Raw genomic sequence first — 16,535 nt, forward strand, 5'->3', positions numbered from 1 at the left:
GGTACCGCTCGTGAACGCACGCACAAAGTCGCTGGTCAGGCCCTCAGACCGCGGTGACCGCGACAGTGTGCCAGCCCGTCGCGCCGTCCGGGATCGAGAGGGCCTGCGCGCCCGTCTGGACCGCTCCCGAGCGGTCGGTGGCCCGCACCCGCAGGCGGTGCTGCCCCGGCGCGAGGGTCAGCGGCAGCCGCCACATCCGCCAGGAGTCGACGGTCGGCTCGGCGGCGAGCTCGGCGGGCTGCCACGGCCCGTCGTCCACCGAGACCTCGACCCCGGCGATCCCGGTGTGCTGGGCCCACGCCACGCCCGCGGCCACCGTGCGACCCGCGGGCACGGTGGCGCCGTCACGCGGCACGTCGATGCGCGAGGACGTCTTGATCGGGCCGAACTTCCCCCAGCCCCGCTGCTCCCAGTAGGAGGTGAACGCCGCGAACGTCGTCACCTCGATGTCGGTGATCCACTTCGTCGCGGAGACGTAGCCGTACAGACCCGGGACCACCATGCGCACCGGGAACCCGTGCTCGACCGGGAGCGGGGCGCCGTCGAGCCCGATCGCGAGCATGGCGTTGCGGCCGTCGGTCAGCGGCCCGAGCGGCGTGTTGCAGTTCCACCCGTCGACCGAGGTCGAGGCGATCTGCTCCGCCCCGGGACGCACCCCGGCGAGGGCCAGCACGTCGCTCACCGGGACGCCGAGCCACTGGCCGTTCGAGATCAGCGAGCCGCCGACCTCGTTGCTCACGCAGGTCAGCGTCACGGGGGCCTCGATCAGGCGCATCGCCCGGAGCTGGTCGAACGTCAGCGTCACCTCGCGGTCGACGAGACCGTGGACGCGCAGCGACCAGTCGCTCGTGGAGAGCCGCGGCACGGAGAGCGCGGTGTCGATGCGGTAGAAGTCGGCGGGTGCGGTCAGCCAGGACGGCGTGCCGTCGGCGACGAAGTCCGCGCCCACCGGGGGCGGCGCCGCGCCGGCCGGGGCCGGCGGCAGGGTCACCGAGGCCGGGCCGGCCGCGTTCGCGGTGACGATCCGCCCGACCGTGCCCGCCGCGACCGCCCCGACGGCGGTCAGCCCCGCCGTGGTCAGGAACCGCTTGCGGCTCACCCCGGCCGCGCCCGCGTCCGGAAACGCGGGGACCCGCACCGCGAGCCCGTGCAGCAGCCGCCAGACCCCGACGCCGACGAGCACGGCGACCGCGGGCGGCACGAGGTCGAGCGGCGCGAAGGTCGGCGCGGTGACCGTGGCGACCAGGGCGAGCAGTCCCATCGCGACGACGAGCACGAGACCGGGGCGCCGGTCCCGGCGGGAGAGGACCCCGGCGAGCACGGTGATCGCGGCGATCACCACGCTCATCCCGACGAGCAGCGCCACCTTGTCGTAGGTGCCGAACCACGCGATGGCCGTCTCCTTCAGCCACTCCGGCGTGAGACGGATCGCCCCCTGCCCGACGGCCAGGAACGGCGACGCGGCCGGCGACACCACGGCCGCGACGAGCTCCCCGACGCCGATCGAGGCGCCGACGGCGAGCACGGCGGCGACGACGGGACGCCCGCGCCCGCCGTCGGTGGCCGCCCCGTCCGACGCGGCCGGGCGGTCGGCGGTGGGGATCGCCATGGGGACTCCTGTCGTTCGCGGGTGGCCCGTGCGATTCGGTTGCCCACCGTCGAACGGTTCACCCCTGCCGCCGTCCCCCGACGACGGATCGCGCCCGCTACGTCGTCAGCGCGTCGAGCCCGAGCGGTGCGCCGGCCGCGCTCGGCGTCGCGCCCGTGGGTCGACCGAGCAGGAAGGAGGCGGTGGCGCCGTGCATCGCGGCGACGGGCGCGAGGGTGGCCGCGAGGGCCGCGGCACCCGGATCGGTGAACTCGGCGGCCCGGGCGGTCACGGTGCCGCCCACCATGGCCTCCACGTCGACCGCCAGCGTGAGCAGGTCGGTGGGCGCGGCGGCCCGGCCGAGCGCCGCCCGGCGGTCGCTCTCCACCGTCAGCGGGGTCCCGGTCACCGCCGGCCGACCGGCCGCGGTGAGCAGCGCGTTCCACGCGGCGGCGTGCTCGGTGTGTTGCGCGCCCGCCCCGGCCAGGAACGCCGTAATCACGCCGGGCACCTGGCCGAGCCGCCCGTCGCCGGCCGCGAGCACCGCACCCGAGTACAGGCTCGCGGCGAGCGCCGAGGTCGCCGCGCACAGGGCGACCGCGCGCTGGTCGCCGACGTAGGGGACGCGGGCGGTCGTCGTCGTGGTGGGCGCCGGCGGGTTCGGTGTCGTCGCGGGCGCGGCCGTCGGCGGCGCGTCGGAGCAGGCGGCCAGCGCGCCCGCGCCCAGCAGGCCGACCGCGGAACCCAGCAGCACCCGTCGTCGGGACAGCATCAGTTGCCCTCCTCGGGTGGCGCGGCCTTCGCGGTCGGGAAGCGGGTGTCGGGGAAGCCGACCGTGCCGACCCCGCCGGGCAGCGACGCCAGGTCCGGCGGCGCGACGACGAGGTCGGCGCGGCCCGCCGAGAGCAGCGAGTTGACCACCAGCAAGGTCGCCTTGCGCGCCGCGGCCGCGGACCCGAGGCGCAGCGCGAGGGCCCGCAGGGCGGGGGTGGACAGGGCGGCCGCGTCGGCGACCAGGGTCTGCGCGAGGACGTCCTCGAGGGTGAGGACCAGCCCGACGACGTCGGCCGGGGTGCGCACCGTGGGTAGCGCCGCGTCGACGACGGAGCCGTAGGTGGGGTCGGGGGCGGTCTGGGCGCGCCCGCCCGCCCCGGTCGTCGCGGAGGTCAGGGCGGCCCGCGCGTCCCCGAGCTCCACGACCGCGGCGGCCAGCAGGTCGCGCACCACGGGGACGGCCGTGGCACCGGCGCCCGCCGGGTTGGTCTGCAGAGCCCGGTAGGTCGACTGCGCGAGGACGACGAGCGCGGTCGCGGTCCGCAGCGCGGGGACGTCGGCGCTCGCGGTCTGGGTCCGGATCGCGCGGCTCACGCGAGCGCCCGCCGCAGGTCGTCGGGATCGACGCGCCACGAGGCCAGCTCCTCGCCGTCGACGAGGACCACCGGGACCCGGTCGCCGAACTCGCCGCGCAGCTCGGGGTCGGCTCCGGCGGCGTCCACGTCCACCGTCGCCCAGTCCTCCCCGGCCTCCTCGCAGACGGCGCGGACCACGAGCGCCATCCGGTCGCAGGTCCGGCAGTCCGCACGCACCAGCACCGTCACCCGGACGGTGTCGGACGACTCTCCGACCGACTGAGACAACCCGGATCCCTCCTGCTCGCGTACGGAGGAGTCTGGCAGACCCCCGCCGACCGCCGACGGCGCGGTCGGGACCTCTCACCGCAGGTCAAGGGCATGTCAACGAGCCCGGGTCGGGTGGGTGGCGCTCCGGTGACGAGGGCCTCCGCGCCGCACGTATGCTCCGTCCCCAGCGTGGTCACGGGAAGGTCTCGGTCTGCCACGGACCGGGAGGCCCGGGACGCACCGGTGGAAGCGAGTGGTCGTCCAGCGAGGGAGAACGCCTTGTCCGCTGTCGTCGGCGCCGGCGTGACGGCGGGGTCCGTACGGGCCCTCGTCGCGCCCGCGGCCAGCGATGGTCGAGCTGCGCTCCGCTCCGTCTCCGGCGGAGTGCGATGACGGCTCGCGCCGGCGGGAACCCGCCCGAGCCCGGCCGCCGCGACCGCGTCGTGCGCCCCGGCCGCTCGTTGACCGACACCCCGCCCGAGCCGCTGGGCGCCTTCGCCGGCGGCCCGCCGGAGCAGGGGTTCGCCGCCCCGTACCCGGAGCAGCGCGGCCGCGACGGCGGTCGGCCCGCTCCCGGGCCGCACCCGATGGACCACCCGTCGCACCCGGACCTGCCCCGGATCAGCGGACACCCGGGCCCGGTGCGCCAGGCCCCGCCGCCGACCGGGCCCGCCCCGGTGCGCCCGGGACCGGGGCACCCGCTGCCCCCACCCCCGCCTCCGCCGCGTCCCGGCGCGGGCGGCCCGCCCGTCGCCGGACCCGGCGTCCACCCCGGCGCGCCCACCGGACCCGTGCCGGTCCCGCAGGCGGCGCCGGCCACCGCACCGCTGACGGCGGCCGAGCCGGTCGAAGACGGACCCGGCACCGAGGACGAGGTCGACCAGTCCGAACTGGACCAGGCCGGGCTCGACGAGGCCGACGAGTCGGTCGCCGACGGCTGGGCCCTCGTCCGCGCCACCCAGGACGGTGACGTCGAGGCCTTCGGCACGTTGTTCGACCGGTACCACGACGTCGTCTTCCGCTTCGTCTTCTACCGGCTGGGCGACCGTGGCGTCGCCGAGGACCTCACGCAGGAGACGTTCGTCCGGGCCTTCCGGCGCATCTCCTCGGTGAGCTACCAGGGCCGGGACATCGGCGCGTGGTTCGTCACCATCGCCCGCAACCTGGTCCTCGACCACGTGAAGTCGAGCCGGTACCGCCTCGAGCAGGCCACCCCGGAGATCACCGACGTCGCGCCCGACCAGCACCGGCCCGGACCGGAGAGCGAGGTCATCGCCGGCGCCACCCACGAGGAGCTCCTGCGCTGCGTCGCCAAGCTCGGCGACGACCAGCAGGAATGCATCACCCTCCGGTTCCTCCAGGGACTCTCCGTGTCGGAGACCGCGCACATCATGGGCCGCAACGAGGGCGCCGTGAAGGCGCTGCAGCACCGGGCGGTGCGCCGGCTCGCTCAACTGCTCCCTGAGGGTTTGCGGTGAGTGACACCGATGTAGTTCCACCCGTCGCAGTGAAGGACGTAACCGGTCGCCTTTCCGGTCGTTCTTCTCGACGACGGGTACGGCACGTGCCGGAGGGCACGGGCGCACGATGAGGACGGACGACATGTCGAGCGGTCGCGACGAGGCAGACGAGCGGTTCGCCGCTGCCTGGGACGAGCAGGTGCGCGCACGCGCCACCGGCCGTCCGGCGCAGACCACACCGCCGCTGGGCGATCCAGCTCGCGCCGGTAACGATCCAGGGGTCCGCGGACGAAACCGTGCCGTGGACACCGACCTCGCCGACGATCTCCGGATCGCCGACCTGCTGCGCGACGTCGCGGCGGCCACGCCCGGTCCCGACGCCGCGGCCTCCGCCCGCATGCGGGCCTCCGTCATGGCCGCGATCACCGAGCAGGCGCCGTCGGACGCCGGGACGACCCGCACGGTCGCCGCGACCGACGCCCCCGCCCGGCCCTCGCAGGGACGCCGCCGCGCCGACCGCCGCGGGGGGACCCGCCCGGCCGACCGCCGTCCGGGGACCGCGTCCGGCTCCACCGGGCCGGCCCGCTCCGCGATGCGTCGGCTCATGTCGACGACGGTCGCCGGGGTGGCCTGCATCCTGGCCCTCGGCGCGCTGACCGTGCTGCTCTCCCGCGGCTCGCTGCCCGGGGACATGCTCTACGGGCTCAAGCGGGCCTCGGAGTCGGCCGAGATCGGTCTGACCTCCGGCCAGGAGGCCAAGGGCCAGAAGCACCTCGACATCGCCGCGCTCCGGCTCGACGAGATCCAGGAGCTGATCCAGCGCGACGCGGCCACCGCCGCGGGGCCCCGCCCGACCGCCGCCGGCCTGGACGACTCCGACGCCGCCCTCGTCGCCGACAACCTGCGCGCCTTCGACCAGCAGGCCCGTACCGGGTCCAAGCTCCTGCTCGGCCTGGTCAACCGCCCGTCGGGGCCGTCGCCGAGCACGCTCACCCAGTGGGCCGCGAAGCAGCAGCAGACGTTCGACTCCTTCTCGCCGTCGCTCTCGCCCGAGGGCCGGGAGCAGGCCGCCTCCTCGCAGCGCCTGCTCACCCAGCTCCAGGACCGGGCCGCGGCCTTCGAGTCGGACCCGTCGTGCAGCACCGCGTCCACCGACGAGCTCGGCCCGCTCCCGTCGGACACGTGCCGCAGCGCCCGCTCGGACGCCACGAGCACCACGACCGCCCCGGAGACGTCCTCCTCGACGCCGTCGTCGACGACCCGGTCGACCACCTCGACCGAGCCGACCACGACCACCACGTCGGGCACGGACTCCACCCGCGCCTCCAGTTCGTCGTCGGGAAGCACGTCGCCCTCGACGAGCACGCCCGCTCCGGTCAACGTCCCGCTGCCGGTGCCGGGGCTCCCCAAGGTCGAGCTGCCCCCGCTGCTGCCCGGCCTGCCGGGTCTGTCGATCGGCTGACGAGCGGCACACCCGTCCCGCTCCATTAGGGTTGCCGGAGGACGTCCGGCGTGTGAGCGGGAGGGTGCAGGCGGTGGGACGACGGCGTGACCGCCGGGCCTCGAACAACGCTGACGACGCGTTCGAGGCCCTGGATCCCTCCTCGCTCGCCGCCTCGGGGATGGCGGACGGCGGGGCGGCGCGCGACGCCGGTGCGGCGGCCGCCGCGGCGGCCGACACCGAGGTCCCGACGACGTCGAGCGTCCCGCCGGACCTCACGGCCGCCGCGTTCTTCGACGTCGACAACACGATGATGATGGGCGCGTCGATCTTCCACTTCGCGCGGGGACTCGCGGCGCGGAACTTCTTCTCCGGCGCCGACCTGCGCGGCTTCGTCTGGCAGCAGGTGAAGTTCCGCCTCGGCGGCGAGGGCACGCCCGAGGACATCCGGCAGCACCGCGAGGCGGCGCTCTCGTTCGTCGCGGGCCGGGAGGTGTCCGAGCTCGTCGAGCTGGGCGAGGAGATCTACGACGAGCTGATGGCCGACCGCATTTGGGAGGGCACCCGTTCGCTCGCCCAGATGCACCTCGACGCCGGCCAGCGCGTCTGGCTGGTCACCGCGACCCCGCTGGAGCTCGCCGGCATCATCGCGCGCCGGCTGGGGCTCACCGGAGCGCTCGGGACCGTCGCGGAGCACGAGGACGGCGTCTACACGGGGCGGCTCGTGGGCGAGCTGCTGCACGGCCCTGCGAAGGCGCACGCCGTCCGGGCGCTCGCCGCCCGCGAGGGGCTCGACCTGCGCCGCTGCTCGGCCTACTCGGACTCCATCAACGACGCGCCGATGCTCTCCGTGGTGGGCACCGCGGTCGCCGTGAACCCGGACGCCGAGCTCCGGGCGCTGGCGCGCAAGAAGGGGTGGGAGATCCGCGACTTCCGCTCCGGCCGCAAGGTCGCCCGGATCGGCGTGCCGTCGGTGCTCGGCGCGGGCGCCGTGGCCGGGGCGGTCGCGGGCGCCGCCGCCTATCGCCGTCGGGGGTAGACCACTCCGCGAGGTCGACACCATGCAGGTCCGGCGGCCTCGGAACCTGCCCCACGTCACCCTCGCGGTCAGGTACGTCCCGACGGCGGGTCGGTGCCGGCCCCGGGGCGCGCCCGCGGCGCGCGACCCCGAGATGCACATCAGGCAGGTCGACCGGCCGTCGGGCCTGCCTCAGGTCACCCTCGCGAACGGAGCAGCCCCCGAGGTCGACATCAGGCAGGTCCCGGCGCCCGGGACGCTGCCCCACGTCACCCTCGCGGGACGTGGCGCGGCCTCTTATCCGAGGAACGCGTTCCGGCGACCCGAGAGGAGCCGGTAGAGCGTCTGCTGGATGTTCTCCCGGACCTGGTCGGTCAGGTTGAACACGAGCATCGGGTCGTCGGCGGCACCGGCCTCGTACTCGTCGGTGCGGATGGGCTCGCCGAACTCGATGTACCACTTCGACGGCAGCGGCACGAGGCCGAGCGGACCCAGGAGCGGCCAGGTGGGCGTGATCGGGAAGTACGGCACCCCGAGCAGGCGGGCGAGCGGGCCGAGGTCGCCGATCTTCGGGTAGATCTCCTCCGCGCCGACGATCGAGCACGGGATGATCGGCACACCGGTGCGCAGCGCGGCCGAGACGAAGCCGCCCCGGCCGAAGCGCTGCAGCTTGTAGCGGTCGGCGTAGGCCTTGCCGATGCCCTTGAACCCCTCCGGCCAGACACCGACGAGCTCACCGTCGCCCAGCAGGGCCTCGGCGTCGGGGTTGCAGGCGAGCGTGTGGCCGGCCTTGCGGGCCAGCGCCCCCGCCCCGGGCAGGCCGAAGACGAGGTCCGCGGCCAGCATGCGCAGGTTGCGGGGGGTGGGCAGGTCGTCGTGGGTGGCGACGACCGTCATCAGCGCGTCGAGCGGCAACGTCCCGGAGTGGTTCGCCACGAGCAGCGCGCCGCCCTCGGCGGGCACGTTCTCCACCCCGATCGTCTCCACCCGGAACCAGCGCTCGTAGAGCGGCCGGAGCGCGGGGAGGATGACGTTCTCGTTGAGGTCGGGGTCGAAGCCGAACTCGTCGACCGTGTACCGGCCCGCGAGCCGGCGCCGCAGGAACGCGGCGACCTCGGTGACCGTGCGCTCGAGCTCGGAGGGTCCCGCCGGCACCGGGAGGGCGGCAGCTGGCGGCTCCTCCTCCACCGGGGGCTCCGGCGGGGTCTCCGCGGGCGGTGGGGTGAGGCTGCGGCGTCGCGGGGTCGGCCGGGGGCGCGGCCGCCCGCCCGGTCCGTGCAGCGGGATGACGTCCGCCTCGCCCATCGGGTCGTTCCTCCTGCTGCTCACGGTCGATTCCCCTAGCGCACCGGTGCGAGGGCGGGCTGGTCCGGCGCGGCCTCGAGCTGGACCGCCTCCGCGGCGCGGAGACCGGGGAGGTAGTGCGCGGCACCGCGGACGACGGACTCGCCGACGGTCACGATCCGGTCGGTGTCGACGACGGGACGCAGTGCCTTCCCGGCGACGAAGTCGTCGAAGGCCTGCACGGTCGTCCACCGCGGCTCGAAGCCGAACTCGGTCTTGAGCTTCGTGGTGTCGACGACGCGGCCGTAGTTCAGCAGGCGCATCTGCTCGGGCGAGAAGTCCACGAGCCGGGCCCGCCGCGTGATCCGGCCGACCCAGGGGACCAGCGGCTCCGGGATCGGCAGCGCCACCCGACCGGCCCGCCGGATCGCCTGCGAGAGCATCAGCACGCCGTCGGCGCCGACGTTGAACACGCCGGGCAGGTCGTGCGTGGTGGCCCGCTCGAGCACGGCGACCGCGTCCTCGTGGTGCAGCAACTGCACCCGGGCGTCGAAGCCCAGCACCATCGGTACGAGGGGCAGCGAGAAGTAGTGCGCGAACGCCGTGTCCGCCCGCGGGCCGATGAAGTTCACGAACCGCAGGGTGGTCACCGGGATGTCGGGCCGCCGGCGCGAGAAGCTGCGGACGTAGCCCTCGATCTCCACCGCGTCCTTGGCGTACCCGCCGGGCGGCAGCGCCTTCGGCTCGGTGGCCTCGGTGAACGTCGCCGGATCGCGCTTGCTGGCGCCGTACACGCTCGTCGTGGAGCGGACGACCAGCCGGCCGACGGTGTCCGACTTCTGGCACGCCGCGAGGAGCTGCATCGTCCCGATGACGTTCATCTCCATCATCATCGAGCGCCCGCCGGAGGCCGACGGGTGCCCGGACAACGACGCGTGCACCACCGTGTCGACCTTCGCGGTGCTGATGACCTTGCCGATCAGCGGGTTGCGGATGTCGACGCGGACGAACTCCGCGCGCCCCATCCGCCGGCGCGTGTCGCGGCTCGGCGGGGTGGTGTCCACCCCGAGCACGCGGTCGATCGACGGGTCCGCCGCCAGCCGTGCCGCCAGGTCGCCGCCGAGTTGGCGGCTCACGCCGGTGACGAGGACGACGGACGGCGGCATGGCTCTCCCGGACGGGGCTGGCGGTGTCGGTGGCGACCCTCGGCTCAGCCCCGGCCGGGACCGATCACTTGCCGAGCTTGCGACGCTGCACGCGGGTCTTGCGGAGCAGCTTACGGTGCTTCTTCTTCGACATCCGCTTACGACGCTTCTTGATGACCGAGCCCATACGGGTTCCCTTTCGCTACTGCCTGGGATGGAGATCCGGGACGCCGGGCCCCGGAGCGCAAGGCTCCACCGTACCGGTGACCCGGGCGGCCGTGATGCACCGCCCGGGTCCCGGGGTCCTAGCCGGCGTCGATGTACGAGCCCCGGAGGTACTCGTGGACGGCCTCCTCCGGTACACGGAAACTGCGGCCGACGCGAACCGCCGGCAGCTCTCCGTTGTGCACCAGTCGGTACACCGTCATCTTCGACACCCGCATGGTGGCGGCGACCTCGGCCACGGTCAGGAACTGCACCCGCGAGAGGTCACCCTCGTCCCTCCGCCCAGCGGCGGCGGCGTTCTGCGGCATGGTGGACCGCCTTCCGAGCACCCGTCGTGCCGCCGGTCTTCCCCTCCGGCGGTTCGACACGCACGTGCTGATCGGAGAGTAACGAGACGCGTGTGACGGATGAATCGCTCGACGTGATGGTGCGGTGGCCGTGCCGCCCCGCGCGTCAAGCGCACACGCCGCACGCCGGGCGCACGGCCCGTTCACGACGAGCGGTCGTCGGACGGGGCGAGCGGAGCGACGGGGGTCAGCTGCCGTAGGCCGAACCCAGTGCCTGCGACCGGTCCCGGCACGCCTCGACCGCATCCGCGAACGCCGCCCGCAGGCCGTGCGCCTCCAGGACCCGCAGGGCCTGCGCCGTGGTGCCGCCCGGGGAGGTCACGGCCTCGCGCAGCAGCGCCGGGTGGTTGCCGGGTTCGGTGAGCAGCCCGCCCGCCCCGTCGACGGTGGCCGCGACGAGCTCGGTCGCGGTCGGTCGCGGCAGACCGAGCGCGACGCCCGCCTCGATCATCGCCTCCGCGACGAGGAACAGGTACGCGGGCCCGGAGCCGGACAGCGCGGTCGCCAGGTCCTGCTGCGCCTCCGGCACGCGCACCGTCCGCCCGACGCTGCGCAGCAGGTCCTCCGCCGCGTCGAGGGCGGCGTCGTCGGCGTGCGCCCCGGGCGAGAGCACGCACATCGCCCGCCCGACGAGCATCGGGGTGTTCGGCATGACCCGGACGACCGGGGTCCCCGCGGGCAGCCACGCCTCCAGGGCCGTCGTCGGGATGCCCGCCGCGAGGGAGACGACGAGGCGCTCCCGGCCGCCGTCCACCGCGCCGAGGGCGCCCTGCACGTCCTGCGGCTTCACCGCAACCACCAGCACGTCCGCGCGGGCGGCGGCGTCGGCCGCGTCGGTCGCGGTGATCCCGAGCCGCGCCGTCAGCTCCTGCGCCCGGGCGGCGTCGCGCTCCACGACCAGCATCGACCCGGCGTCGTGGCCCGCCGCCAGCAGCCCACCCAGGAGGGCCTCGCCGATCCGTCCCCCACCCAGCACCGCCACCACGGTCGTCGTCATGGCCGGCAGTCTTCCCGACGACGGCTCCGGTGCCGTCGGCGACGGCACGAGGGACGGGCCGGGACGCGCTCAGGCCCGCGGCCGCGGCGTGCGCGACCCCAGGTGCTGCCGGGCGAACAGCAGCGACTCGGCGAGCGCGTCGAGGCGTTCGTTGCGGGTCCGGGCGCGCCGGGTCGAGATCTCGACGACGACGGTGCCCCCGAACCCGGTCAGGGCGAGGCGGCGCAGCACGTCGGCGCACGGCTGGGTGCCGCGGCCGGGGACGAGGTGCTCGTCGTGGGACTCGCCGGTGCCGTCGGCGAGGTGCAGGTGCACCAGCCGGTCGCCCATCCGCTCGAGCAGCGCGAAGGCGTCGTCGCCGGCGACGGCGGTGTGCGAGAGGTCGAGGGTGTAGTGCCGGGCGCCGGGGACCGTCGGGTCGTGGCCCGGCGTGTAGCTGGACACCCGGACCCGGCCGCGGCGCAGCGGGAACATGTTCTCCATGGCGACCTGCACCCCGTGGGCGCGCTCCAGCTCGTCGATCTGACGCGCGAGCCCGGCGGCGTAGCGCCGCTGCCAGCGGAACGGCGGGTGGAGCACCACGACGGGGGCGCCGAGGCCGGCCGCCAGCACGACACTGCGCCGCAGCCGCTCCGCGGGATCCGTGCCCCACACCCGCTGGGTGATCGCGAGGCAGGGGGCGTGCACGGCGAGGACCGGCATCCCGGTGCGCTCGGAGTGCCGGGCCACCGTGCGCAGCTGCCGGGACTCGGGCTCGTTCCACACCATCAGCTCGACGCCGTCGTAGCCGAGCTCGGCGGCCGCGTCGAACGCCGCGGACATCGGCTCGGGATAGACCGACGCGGTGGAGAGCGCGACGGGGACCGACGGACCGTCCGGGAGGCTCAACGAGCGAGGAGGACGAATGCGGCCGGCGACACGGTGACGACGAGGCCGACGACGATCGCGAGCGCCATGGTCTGCAGGTCGTCCGACCGCCGCATGGCCCGGACCCCGAACACGAGCCCACCGGTCGCGGCGGCCGCGAGCACCAGGGCGATGACGGGCTGGGACTGCCACAGGTAGGAGAAGCCGATCCAGAGCAGCGCCCCGAGGACGGCGCCGACCACCAGCTGCGCGGCGATCACCGCCCACTCCTTGGCGGACGGCCGCTCGGCGGGCTCGTCGTCGTACTCGTCGTCCCAGTCGTCGTCGTCCAGGTCGTCGACGTCGAGGTCACGCTCCCGGCCCAGGCCGGCCGGGGCGTCGGTGCGCGTGGCGTCCGGACGTGCGGCGGGCGAGGCGGCCGTGGGCGGACCGCCGTCGGCGTCCGGTCGGGGCGTCGCCGTGGTCGGCGCCGACGCGGCCCGGGCCGCGGCCGGCTGGGCCTGCGTCGGCTGGGCCTGGGTCGGTGCGGCGGGCTGCGCGGTGGTCGGCGCCTCGGGAGCCGCCGGGCGGGAGGCCGGGGTGACGGTCGTCGGCGCGATCGCGGCCGCCGGCCCGGAGGGCGCGGACGGCGTCCAGGACGGCGGGCTCGTCGGCTGCGGCCCGGACCCCGCGGGCGGCCCGGCCTGCCGGGGCACGCCCGTCGGCTGGCCGTAGGCGGACGGCGCGGGCGCCGGGGGGTAGCCGTAGGACGAGGCGCCGCCGTACCCGCCGTACGGGTCCTGCTGGTAGGGCTCCGGGGCGTACGACTGCTCGGGGGCGTAGGGCTCCGGAGCGCGGTCGGCGTAGGACGACGACCCGTACCCGGGCGACCCGTACGACGACGAGCCGTAGGACGAGGTCCCGTAGGACGGGGCCCCGTAGGACGAGCCGTACGACGAGGACCCGGAGGACGACGAGCCGTACGGGTCGCTCCCGTAACCCGAGCCGGACGGAGCAGAGCCGGTGGACCCGTAGCCGTTCGAGCCGTAGCCGTTCGAGCCGTAGCCGCTCGATCCGTACCCGTTCGAGCCGTAGCCGCTCGAGCCGTAGCCGTCGTCGTAGGACGAGCCGTATCCGCCGGAGGCGTAGCCGCCCGACGAGTACCCCGGCTCGGACGCGTAGCCCGACGAGCCGTACCCGGCGTCGTAGCCCGACGAGCCGTAGCTCGACGATCCGTAGCTCGACGATCCGTAGCCCGACGACTCGTACCCGTCGTCGTACGAGCCGCTGCGGCCGTATCCGCCCTCGTAGGAGGAGCCGTACGAGCGGTCCGACGAGCCGTACCCGGCGTCGCCGTAGGGATCCTGGGCCGGCGGCTCGGGGGGTGGGGCGGGCGACGCCGAGCGCGACTCCGCGCCGTACGCGGCGAGCAGTTCCGCCACGCTGCGCTGGGAGCCCCGCGGAGGGGGACCGTCGGTCGTCATCGGTGTCACCGTGCCGTCATCGGGGTCGATCGTCCAGTCGCAGCAGGACGACCGGTGGTGTACGTCCCGTCAGCGGCGAAGGGGCCGCCCTCCAGCGGGACCTGGTCGAGCCGCCCGAGGATCACGCCTTCACGCAGGGCCCACGGGCACACCTCGACCTCCTCGAGCCCGAGGGCGTCCATCGCGCCCCGGGCGACGACGGCGCCGGCCACGAGCTGGTGGGCCCGGGAGGCGCTCACGCCCTCGAGCTCGGCGAGGTCCGCGGAGTCCATGCGGCTGATGAAGGCGACGACCTGGCGCAGCCCGGCCACCGTGAGCCGCCGCTCGACCCGCGGCCCGGCCGAGCGCGGCGCCGCGCCCGTCAGGCGCGCGAGCGAGCGGAACGTCTTGGAGGTGACGACGGCGCGGTCGGGGGTCCCGCCGTCGAGCAGCGCCGCCGCCGCGGGCGCCACGGTGTCGTGCACGTACTCGGCGAGCGCGCGGGTCTCCTTGCGGTCCGGCGGGTCCGCGGTGAACCAGTCGCGGGTGAGCCGGCCCGCCCCGAGCGGCAGGGACAGCGCGACGTCGGGTCGCTCGTCGCGCCCGACCGCCATCTCCAGCGAACCCCCGCCGATGTCGAGCGAGAGCAGCCGCCCGGCCGACCAGCCGAACCAGCGGCGCACGGCGAGGAACGTCAGCGCGGCCTCGTCGGGCCCGGTGAGGACCTGGAGGTCGACGCCCGTCTCGTCGCGCACCCGCGCGAGGACGGCGTCGGAGTTGTCGGCGTCGCGCACCGCCGAGGTGGCGAAGGCCAGCAGGTCGTCGCAGCCGAGGGCCCGGGCCTCGCGGCGGGCCTCGGCGATCGCGGACACCAGCGCGTCCGCGCCCTTGCGCGAGAGCTGGCCGCCGACGACGTGCTCGGCGAGGCGCAGCGCGGTCTTCGTCGAGGACTGCGGTGTCGGGTGCGCACCCCGGTGCGCGTCGACCACGAGGAGGTGAACGGTGTTCGACCCCACGTCGAGAACCCCGAGACGCACGACGACCAGCCTAGACGGTGCGCTGCATCACTCGATCAGGCGTCCAGCTTGTAGCCCAGGCCCCGCACCGTGAGCAGGTGCCGGGGCTGCGAGGGCTCGGGCTCCAGCTTGGCGCGCAGCCGCTTGATGTGGACGTCCAGGGTCTTGGTGTCGCCCACGTAGTCCGCGCCCCACACCCGGTCGATCAGCTGCGCCCGGGTGAGCACCCGCCCGACGTTGCGCATCAGGTACTCGAGCAGGTCGAACTCCTTGAGCGGCAGCGCGACCTCGGTGGCCTGGCCGCCCGCGTCGACGGTGACCACGTGCCGGCCGACGTCCATCCGCACCGGTCCGGCCTCGAGGACCTGGCGGTCGGAGCCGCCCGACCCCCCGTCGGGAACGCCCTCCGCACCCTCCCCGCGGCGCAGGACCGCGCGGACCCGGGCGATGAGCTCGCGGGCCGAGTAGGGCTTGGTGACGTAGTCGTCGGCGCCGAGCTCGAGGCCCACGACCTTGTCGATCTCCGCGTCCCGCGCCGTCACCATGATCACCGGGACGGACGAGCGCTGGCGCAGCGCCTTGCAGACGTCGGTGCCGCTCATCCCGGGCAGCATGAGGTCGAGCAGCACGATGTCCGCGCCGTGCCGCTCGAAGTCCTCGAGCGCGGCCGCGCCGGTGCCGGCGACGCTCGCCTCGAAGCCCTCCTTGCGCAGGAGGTAGGCCAGCGGGTCGGCGAAGGACTCCTCGTCCTCCACGATCAGCACCCTGGTCATCGGTCACCTCTGCTCGTCGGTTCCAGCACGGTCGTTCCGTTCCGGTGGTGGTGCGGGGACTCGTTCCCGACGACCGCCGGGTCGGCCGGGTCGGGCGGTTCGGGCGGCGGGGCGGGCAGGCGCAGCGTGAAGGTCGACCCGACGCCGGGCTCGCTCCAGAGGCGCACCTCGCCCCCGTGGTTCGCCGCGACGTGCTTGACGATCGCGAGCCCCAGGCCCGTGCCACCGGTGGCGCGGGAGCGGGCCGGGTCGACGCGGAAGAACCGCTCGAAGACCCGTTCCTGGTGCTCGGGGGGAATGCCGATGCCGCGGTCGGTCACCGAGATCTCGACCCGGTCGCCCACCGCCCGGCGGCGCACCGACACCGTCGAGCCCGGCGAGGAGTAGGCGATGGCGTTCTCCAGCAGGTTCGCCAGCGCGGTCACCAGCAGCGTGGAGCTGCCCGCGACCTCCAGACCCTTCGGCGCGTCGAGCGTCAGGTCGGTGCCGGCGGCCTCCGCGGACACGCGCACGCGGGCGACGGCCTCGCGGACCACGTCGTCGACCTCGACCGGGTCGAGCTCGGGCAGCGGGTCGCCGCCCTGCAGCCGGGAGAGCTCGATGAGTTCGGTGACCAGCGAGCCGAGCCGGCGCGACTCGTGGAGGATCTTGGTGGTGAAGCGGGTGACCTCGGCCGGGTCGTCGGCGTCGAGCGCTGCCTCGGCCAGCACCGCCATGGCACCGACCGGTGTCTTGAGCTCGTGGCCGACGTTCGCGACGAAGTCGCGCCGCACGGCCTCGAGGCGCACGGCCGCGGAGGTGTCGGAGGCCTCCACCACCACGAAGCCGTCCCCGAGCGGGCCCAGCCGCGCGATCACCGACTGCGGGGCGCGGCGCGACGCCACCGGCGGCGACAGGTCGATCTCGGCCGTCCCGCCCTGCGCGGCGATCCGTTCCGCGGCCGCCGCGACCCGCCCGTCCGGCCGGGAGTCGACGACCGCGCCGAGGACCTCGGCGCGGTCGTTGGAGAGCACCACGTCGCCGAAGCGGTTGATCACCGCGAGCCCGGCGTGCGAGCGGCGCACGATCCTGGCCAGCAGCTCGGCCACGGTCGGGCCGGCCGCGACGACCGCGGCGCGCTTGCTCCGCGCCTTCCACCGCACCCCGGCGGCGCCGACGACGACGCCCACGACCGCCGCGAGGACGACGGCCAGGACGGTCACGGACGCCGGCACGGCCACGAGGGCGATGGTAGGGCCGCCATCGGGATTTCCACCCCCGTCGGACCGCCGTTGGTGACCCGTCCAACCCCCGGGCGGGTGACTGTTGGCAGC

At 75.2% G+C, this 16,535-nt stretch carries 17 protein-coding genes; 3 read left to right on the forward strand and 14 right to left on the reverse strand.

Going from position 1 to position 16,535, the window contains the following annotated elements; genetic code table 11:
* Window positions 1-43 precede the first annotated feature (43 nt).
* The 4 genes from ACQPYX_RS27950 to ACQPYX_RS27965 all read right to left on the reverse strand — a co-directional run bounded on the left by ACQPYX_RS27950 (window position 44) and on the right by ACQPYX_RS27965 (window position 3,186).
* Entirely contained in the window at window positions 44-1,609 is a 1,566-nt protein-coding gene (locus ACQPYX_RS27950) for a molybdopterin-dependent oxidoreductase (protein ID WP_433800528.1), read from the reverse strand.
* Window positions 1,610-1,706: 97 nt separating this feature from the next.
* The gene (locus ACQPYX_RS27955) at window positions 1,707-2,360 is read right to left on the reverse strand and encodes a hypothetical protein (RefSeq protein ID WP_433800529.1); all 654 of its coding nucleotides are present in this window, start codon (window positions 2,358-2,360) and stop codon (window positions 1,707-1,709) included.
* Window positions 2,360-2,956, reverse strand: coding sequence for a hypothetical protein (locus ACQPYX_RS27960; protein ID WP_433800530.1), 597 nt, complete (start codon window positions 2,954-2,956; stop codon window positions 2,360-2,362). Before ACQPYX_RS27960 ends, ACQPYX_RS27955 begins: the two co-directional genes overlap by 1 nt.
* The gene (locus tag ACQPYX_RS27965) at window positions 2,953-3,186 is read right to left on the reverse strand and encodes a glutaredoxin family protein (RefSeq protein WP_433800531.1); all 234 of its coding nucleotides are present in this window, start codon (window positions 3,184-3,186) and stop codon (window positions 2,953-2,955) included. Before ACQPYX_RS27965 ends, ACQPYX_RS27960 begins: the two co-directional genes overlap by 4 nt.
* A 911-nt stretch (window positions 3,187-4,097) precedes the next feature.
* On the opposite strand from ACQPYX_RS27965, the gene ACQPYX_RS27970 reads away from it, so the two are divergent.
* From ACQPYX_RS27970 to ACQPYX_RS27980, 3 genes are all read left to right on the forward strand, one after another.
* On the forward strand, window positions 4,098-4,685 hold the full coding sequence (locus ACQPYX_RS27970; protein ID WP_433803821.1) for a sigma-70 family RNA polymerase sigma factor: 588 nt from the start codon (window positions 4,098-4,100) through the stop codon (window positions 4,683-4,685).
* A 283-nt stretch (window positions 4,686-4,968) separates the two neighbouring features.
* Complete coding sequence (locus tag ACQPYX_RS27975) at window positions 4,969-6,129, forward strand: DUF5667 domain-containing protein (protein ID WP_433800532.1); 1,161 nt, start codon at window positions 4,969-4,971, stop codon at window positions 6,127-6,129.
* Between the two features lie 160 nt (window positions 6,130-6,289).
* The gene (locus ACQPYX_RS27980; protein ID WP_433803822.1) at window positions 6,290-7,147 is read left to right on the forward strand and encodes an HAD family hydrolase; all 858 of its coding nucleotides are present in this window, start codon (window positions 6,290-6,292) and stop codon (window positions 7,145-7,147) included.
* Window positions 7,148-7,423: 276 nt separating this feature from the next.
* Here the strand turns inward: ACQPYX_RS27980 and ACQPYX_RS27985 are convergent, their stop codons facing one another.
* The 10 genes from ACQPYX_RS27985 to ACQPYX_RS28030 all read right to left on the reverse strand — a co-directional run bounded on the left by ACQPYX_RS27985 (window position 7,424) and on the right by ACQPYX_RS28030 (window position 16,442).
* A complete protein-coding gene (locus tag ACQPYX_RS27985) occupies window positions 7,424-8,431 on the reverse strand; it encodes a lysophospholipid acyltransferase family protein (protein ID WP_433803823.1) in 1,008 nt (335 codons plus the stop codon).
* A 35-nt stretch (window positions 8,432-8,466) separates the two neighbouring features.
* Window positions 8,467-9,576 (reverse strand): NAD-dependent epimerase/dehydratase family protein, encoded by a 1,110-nt coding sequence (locus tag ACQPYX_RS27990; RefSeq protein WP_433800533.1) that lies wholly within the window; start codon window positions 9,574-9,576, stop codon window positions 8,467-8,469.
* 64 nt (window positions 9,577-9,640) lie between these two features.
* Complete coding sequence (locus ACQPYX_RS27995; RefSeq protein WP_010241351.1) at window positions 9,641-9,742, reverse strand: 30S ribosomal protein bS22; 102 nt, start codon at window positions 9,740-9,742, stop codon at window positions 9,641-9,643.
* 118 nt (window positions 9,743-9,860) lie between these two features.
* Window positions 9,861-10,088, reverse strand: a complete 228-nt coding sequence (locus ACQPYX_RS28000; RefSeq protein WP_230749556.1) for a helix-turn-helix domain-containing protein — start codon at window positions 10,086-10,088, stop codon at window positions 9,861-9,863.
* Window positions 10,089-10,314: 226 nt separating this feature from the next.
* Window positions 10,315-11,124: a pyrroline-5-carboxylate reductase gene (gene proC, locus ACQPYX_RS28005; protein WP_433800534.1), complete on the reverse strand. Its 810-nt coding sequence runs from the start codon at window positions 11,122-11,124 to the stop codon at window positions 10,315-10,317.
* Window positions 11,125-11,193: 69 nt separating this feature from the next.
* Window positions 11,194-12,012, reverse strand: coding sequence for a sugar phosphate isomerase/epimerase family protein (locus ACQPYX_RS28010; protein WP_433800535.1), 819 nt, complete (start codon window positions 12,010-12,012; stop codon window positions 11,194-11,196).
* On the reverse strand, window positions 12,009-13,454 hold the full coding sequence (locus ACQPYX_RS28015) for a hypothetical protein (RefSeq protein WP_433800536.1): 1,446 nt from the start codon (window positions 13,452-13,454) through the stop codon (window positions 12,009-12,011). Before ACQPYX_RS28015 ends, ACQPYX_RS28010 begins: the two co-directional genes overlap by 4 nt.
* A gap of 5 nt (window positions 13,455-13,459) precedes the next feature.
* Complete coding sequence (locus ACQPYX_RS28020; RefSeq protein ID WP_433800537.1) at window positions 13,460-14,470, reverse strand: hypothetical protein; 1,011 nt, start codon at window positions 14,468-14,470, stop codon at window positions 13,460-13,462.
* A gap of 35 nt (window positions 14,471-14,505) precedes the next feature.
* Window positions 14,506-15,222: a response regulator transcription factor gene (locus ACQPYX_RS28025; RefSeq protein ID WP_433800538.1), complete on the reverse strand. Its 717-nt coding sequence runs from the start codon at window positions 15,220-15,222 to the stop codon at window positions 14,506-14,508.
* Window positions 15,219-16,442, reverse strand: a complete 1,224-nt coding sequence (locus tag ACQPYX_RS28030; protein WP_433800539.1) for a sensor histidine kinase — start codon at window positions 16,440-16,442, stop codon at window positions 15,219-15,221. The genes ACQPYX_RS28025 and ACQPYX_RS28030 overlap by 4 nt, the downstream gene beginning before the upstream one ends.
* Between the last annotated feature and the right edge of the window lie 93 nt (window positions 16,443-16,535).

Origin of the sequence: Actinomycetospora sp. CA-084318, assembly GCF_050955885.1 — a bacterium.
Classification (GTDB): domain Bacteria; phylum Actinomycetota; class Actinomycetes; order Mycobacteriales; family Pseudonocardiaceae; genus Actinomycetospora.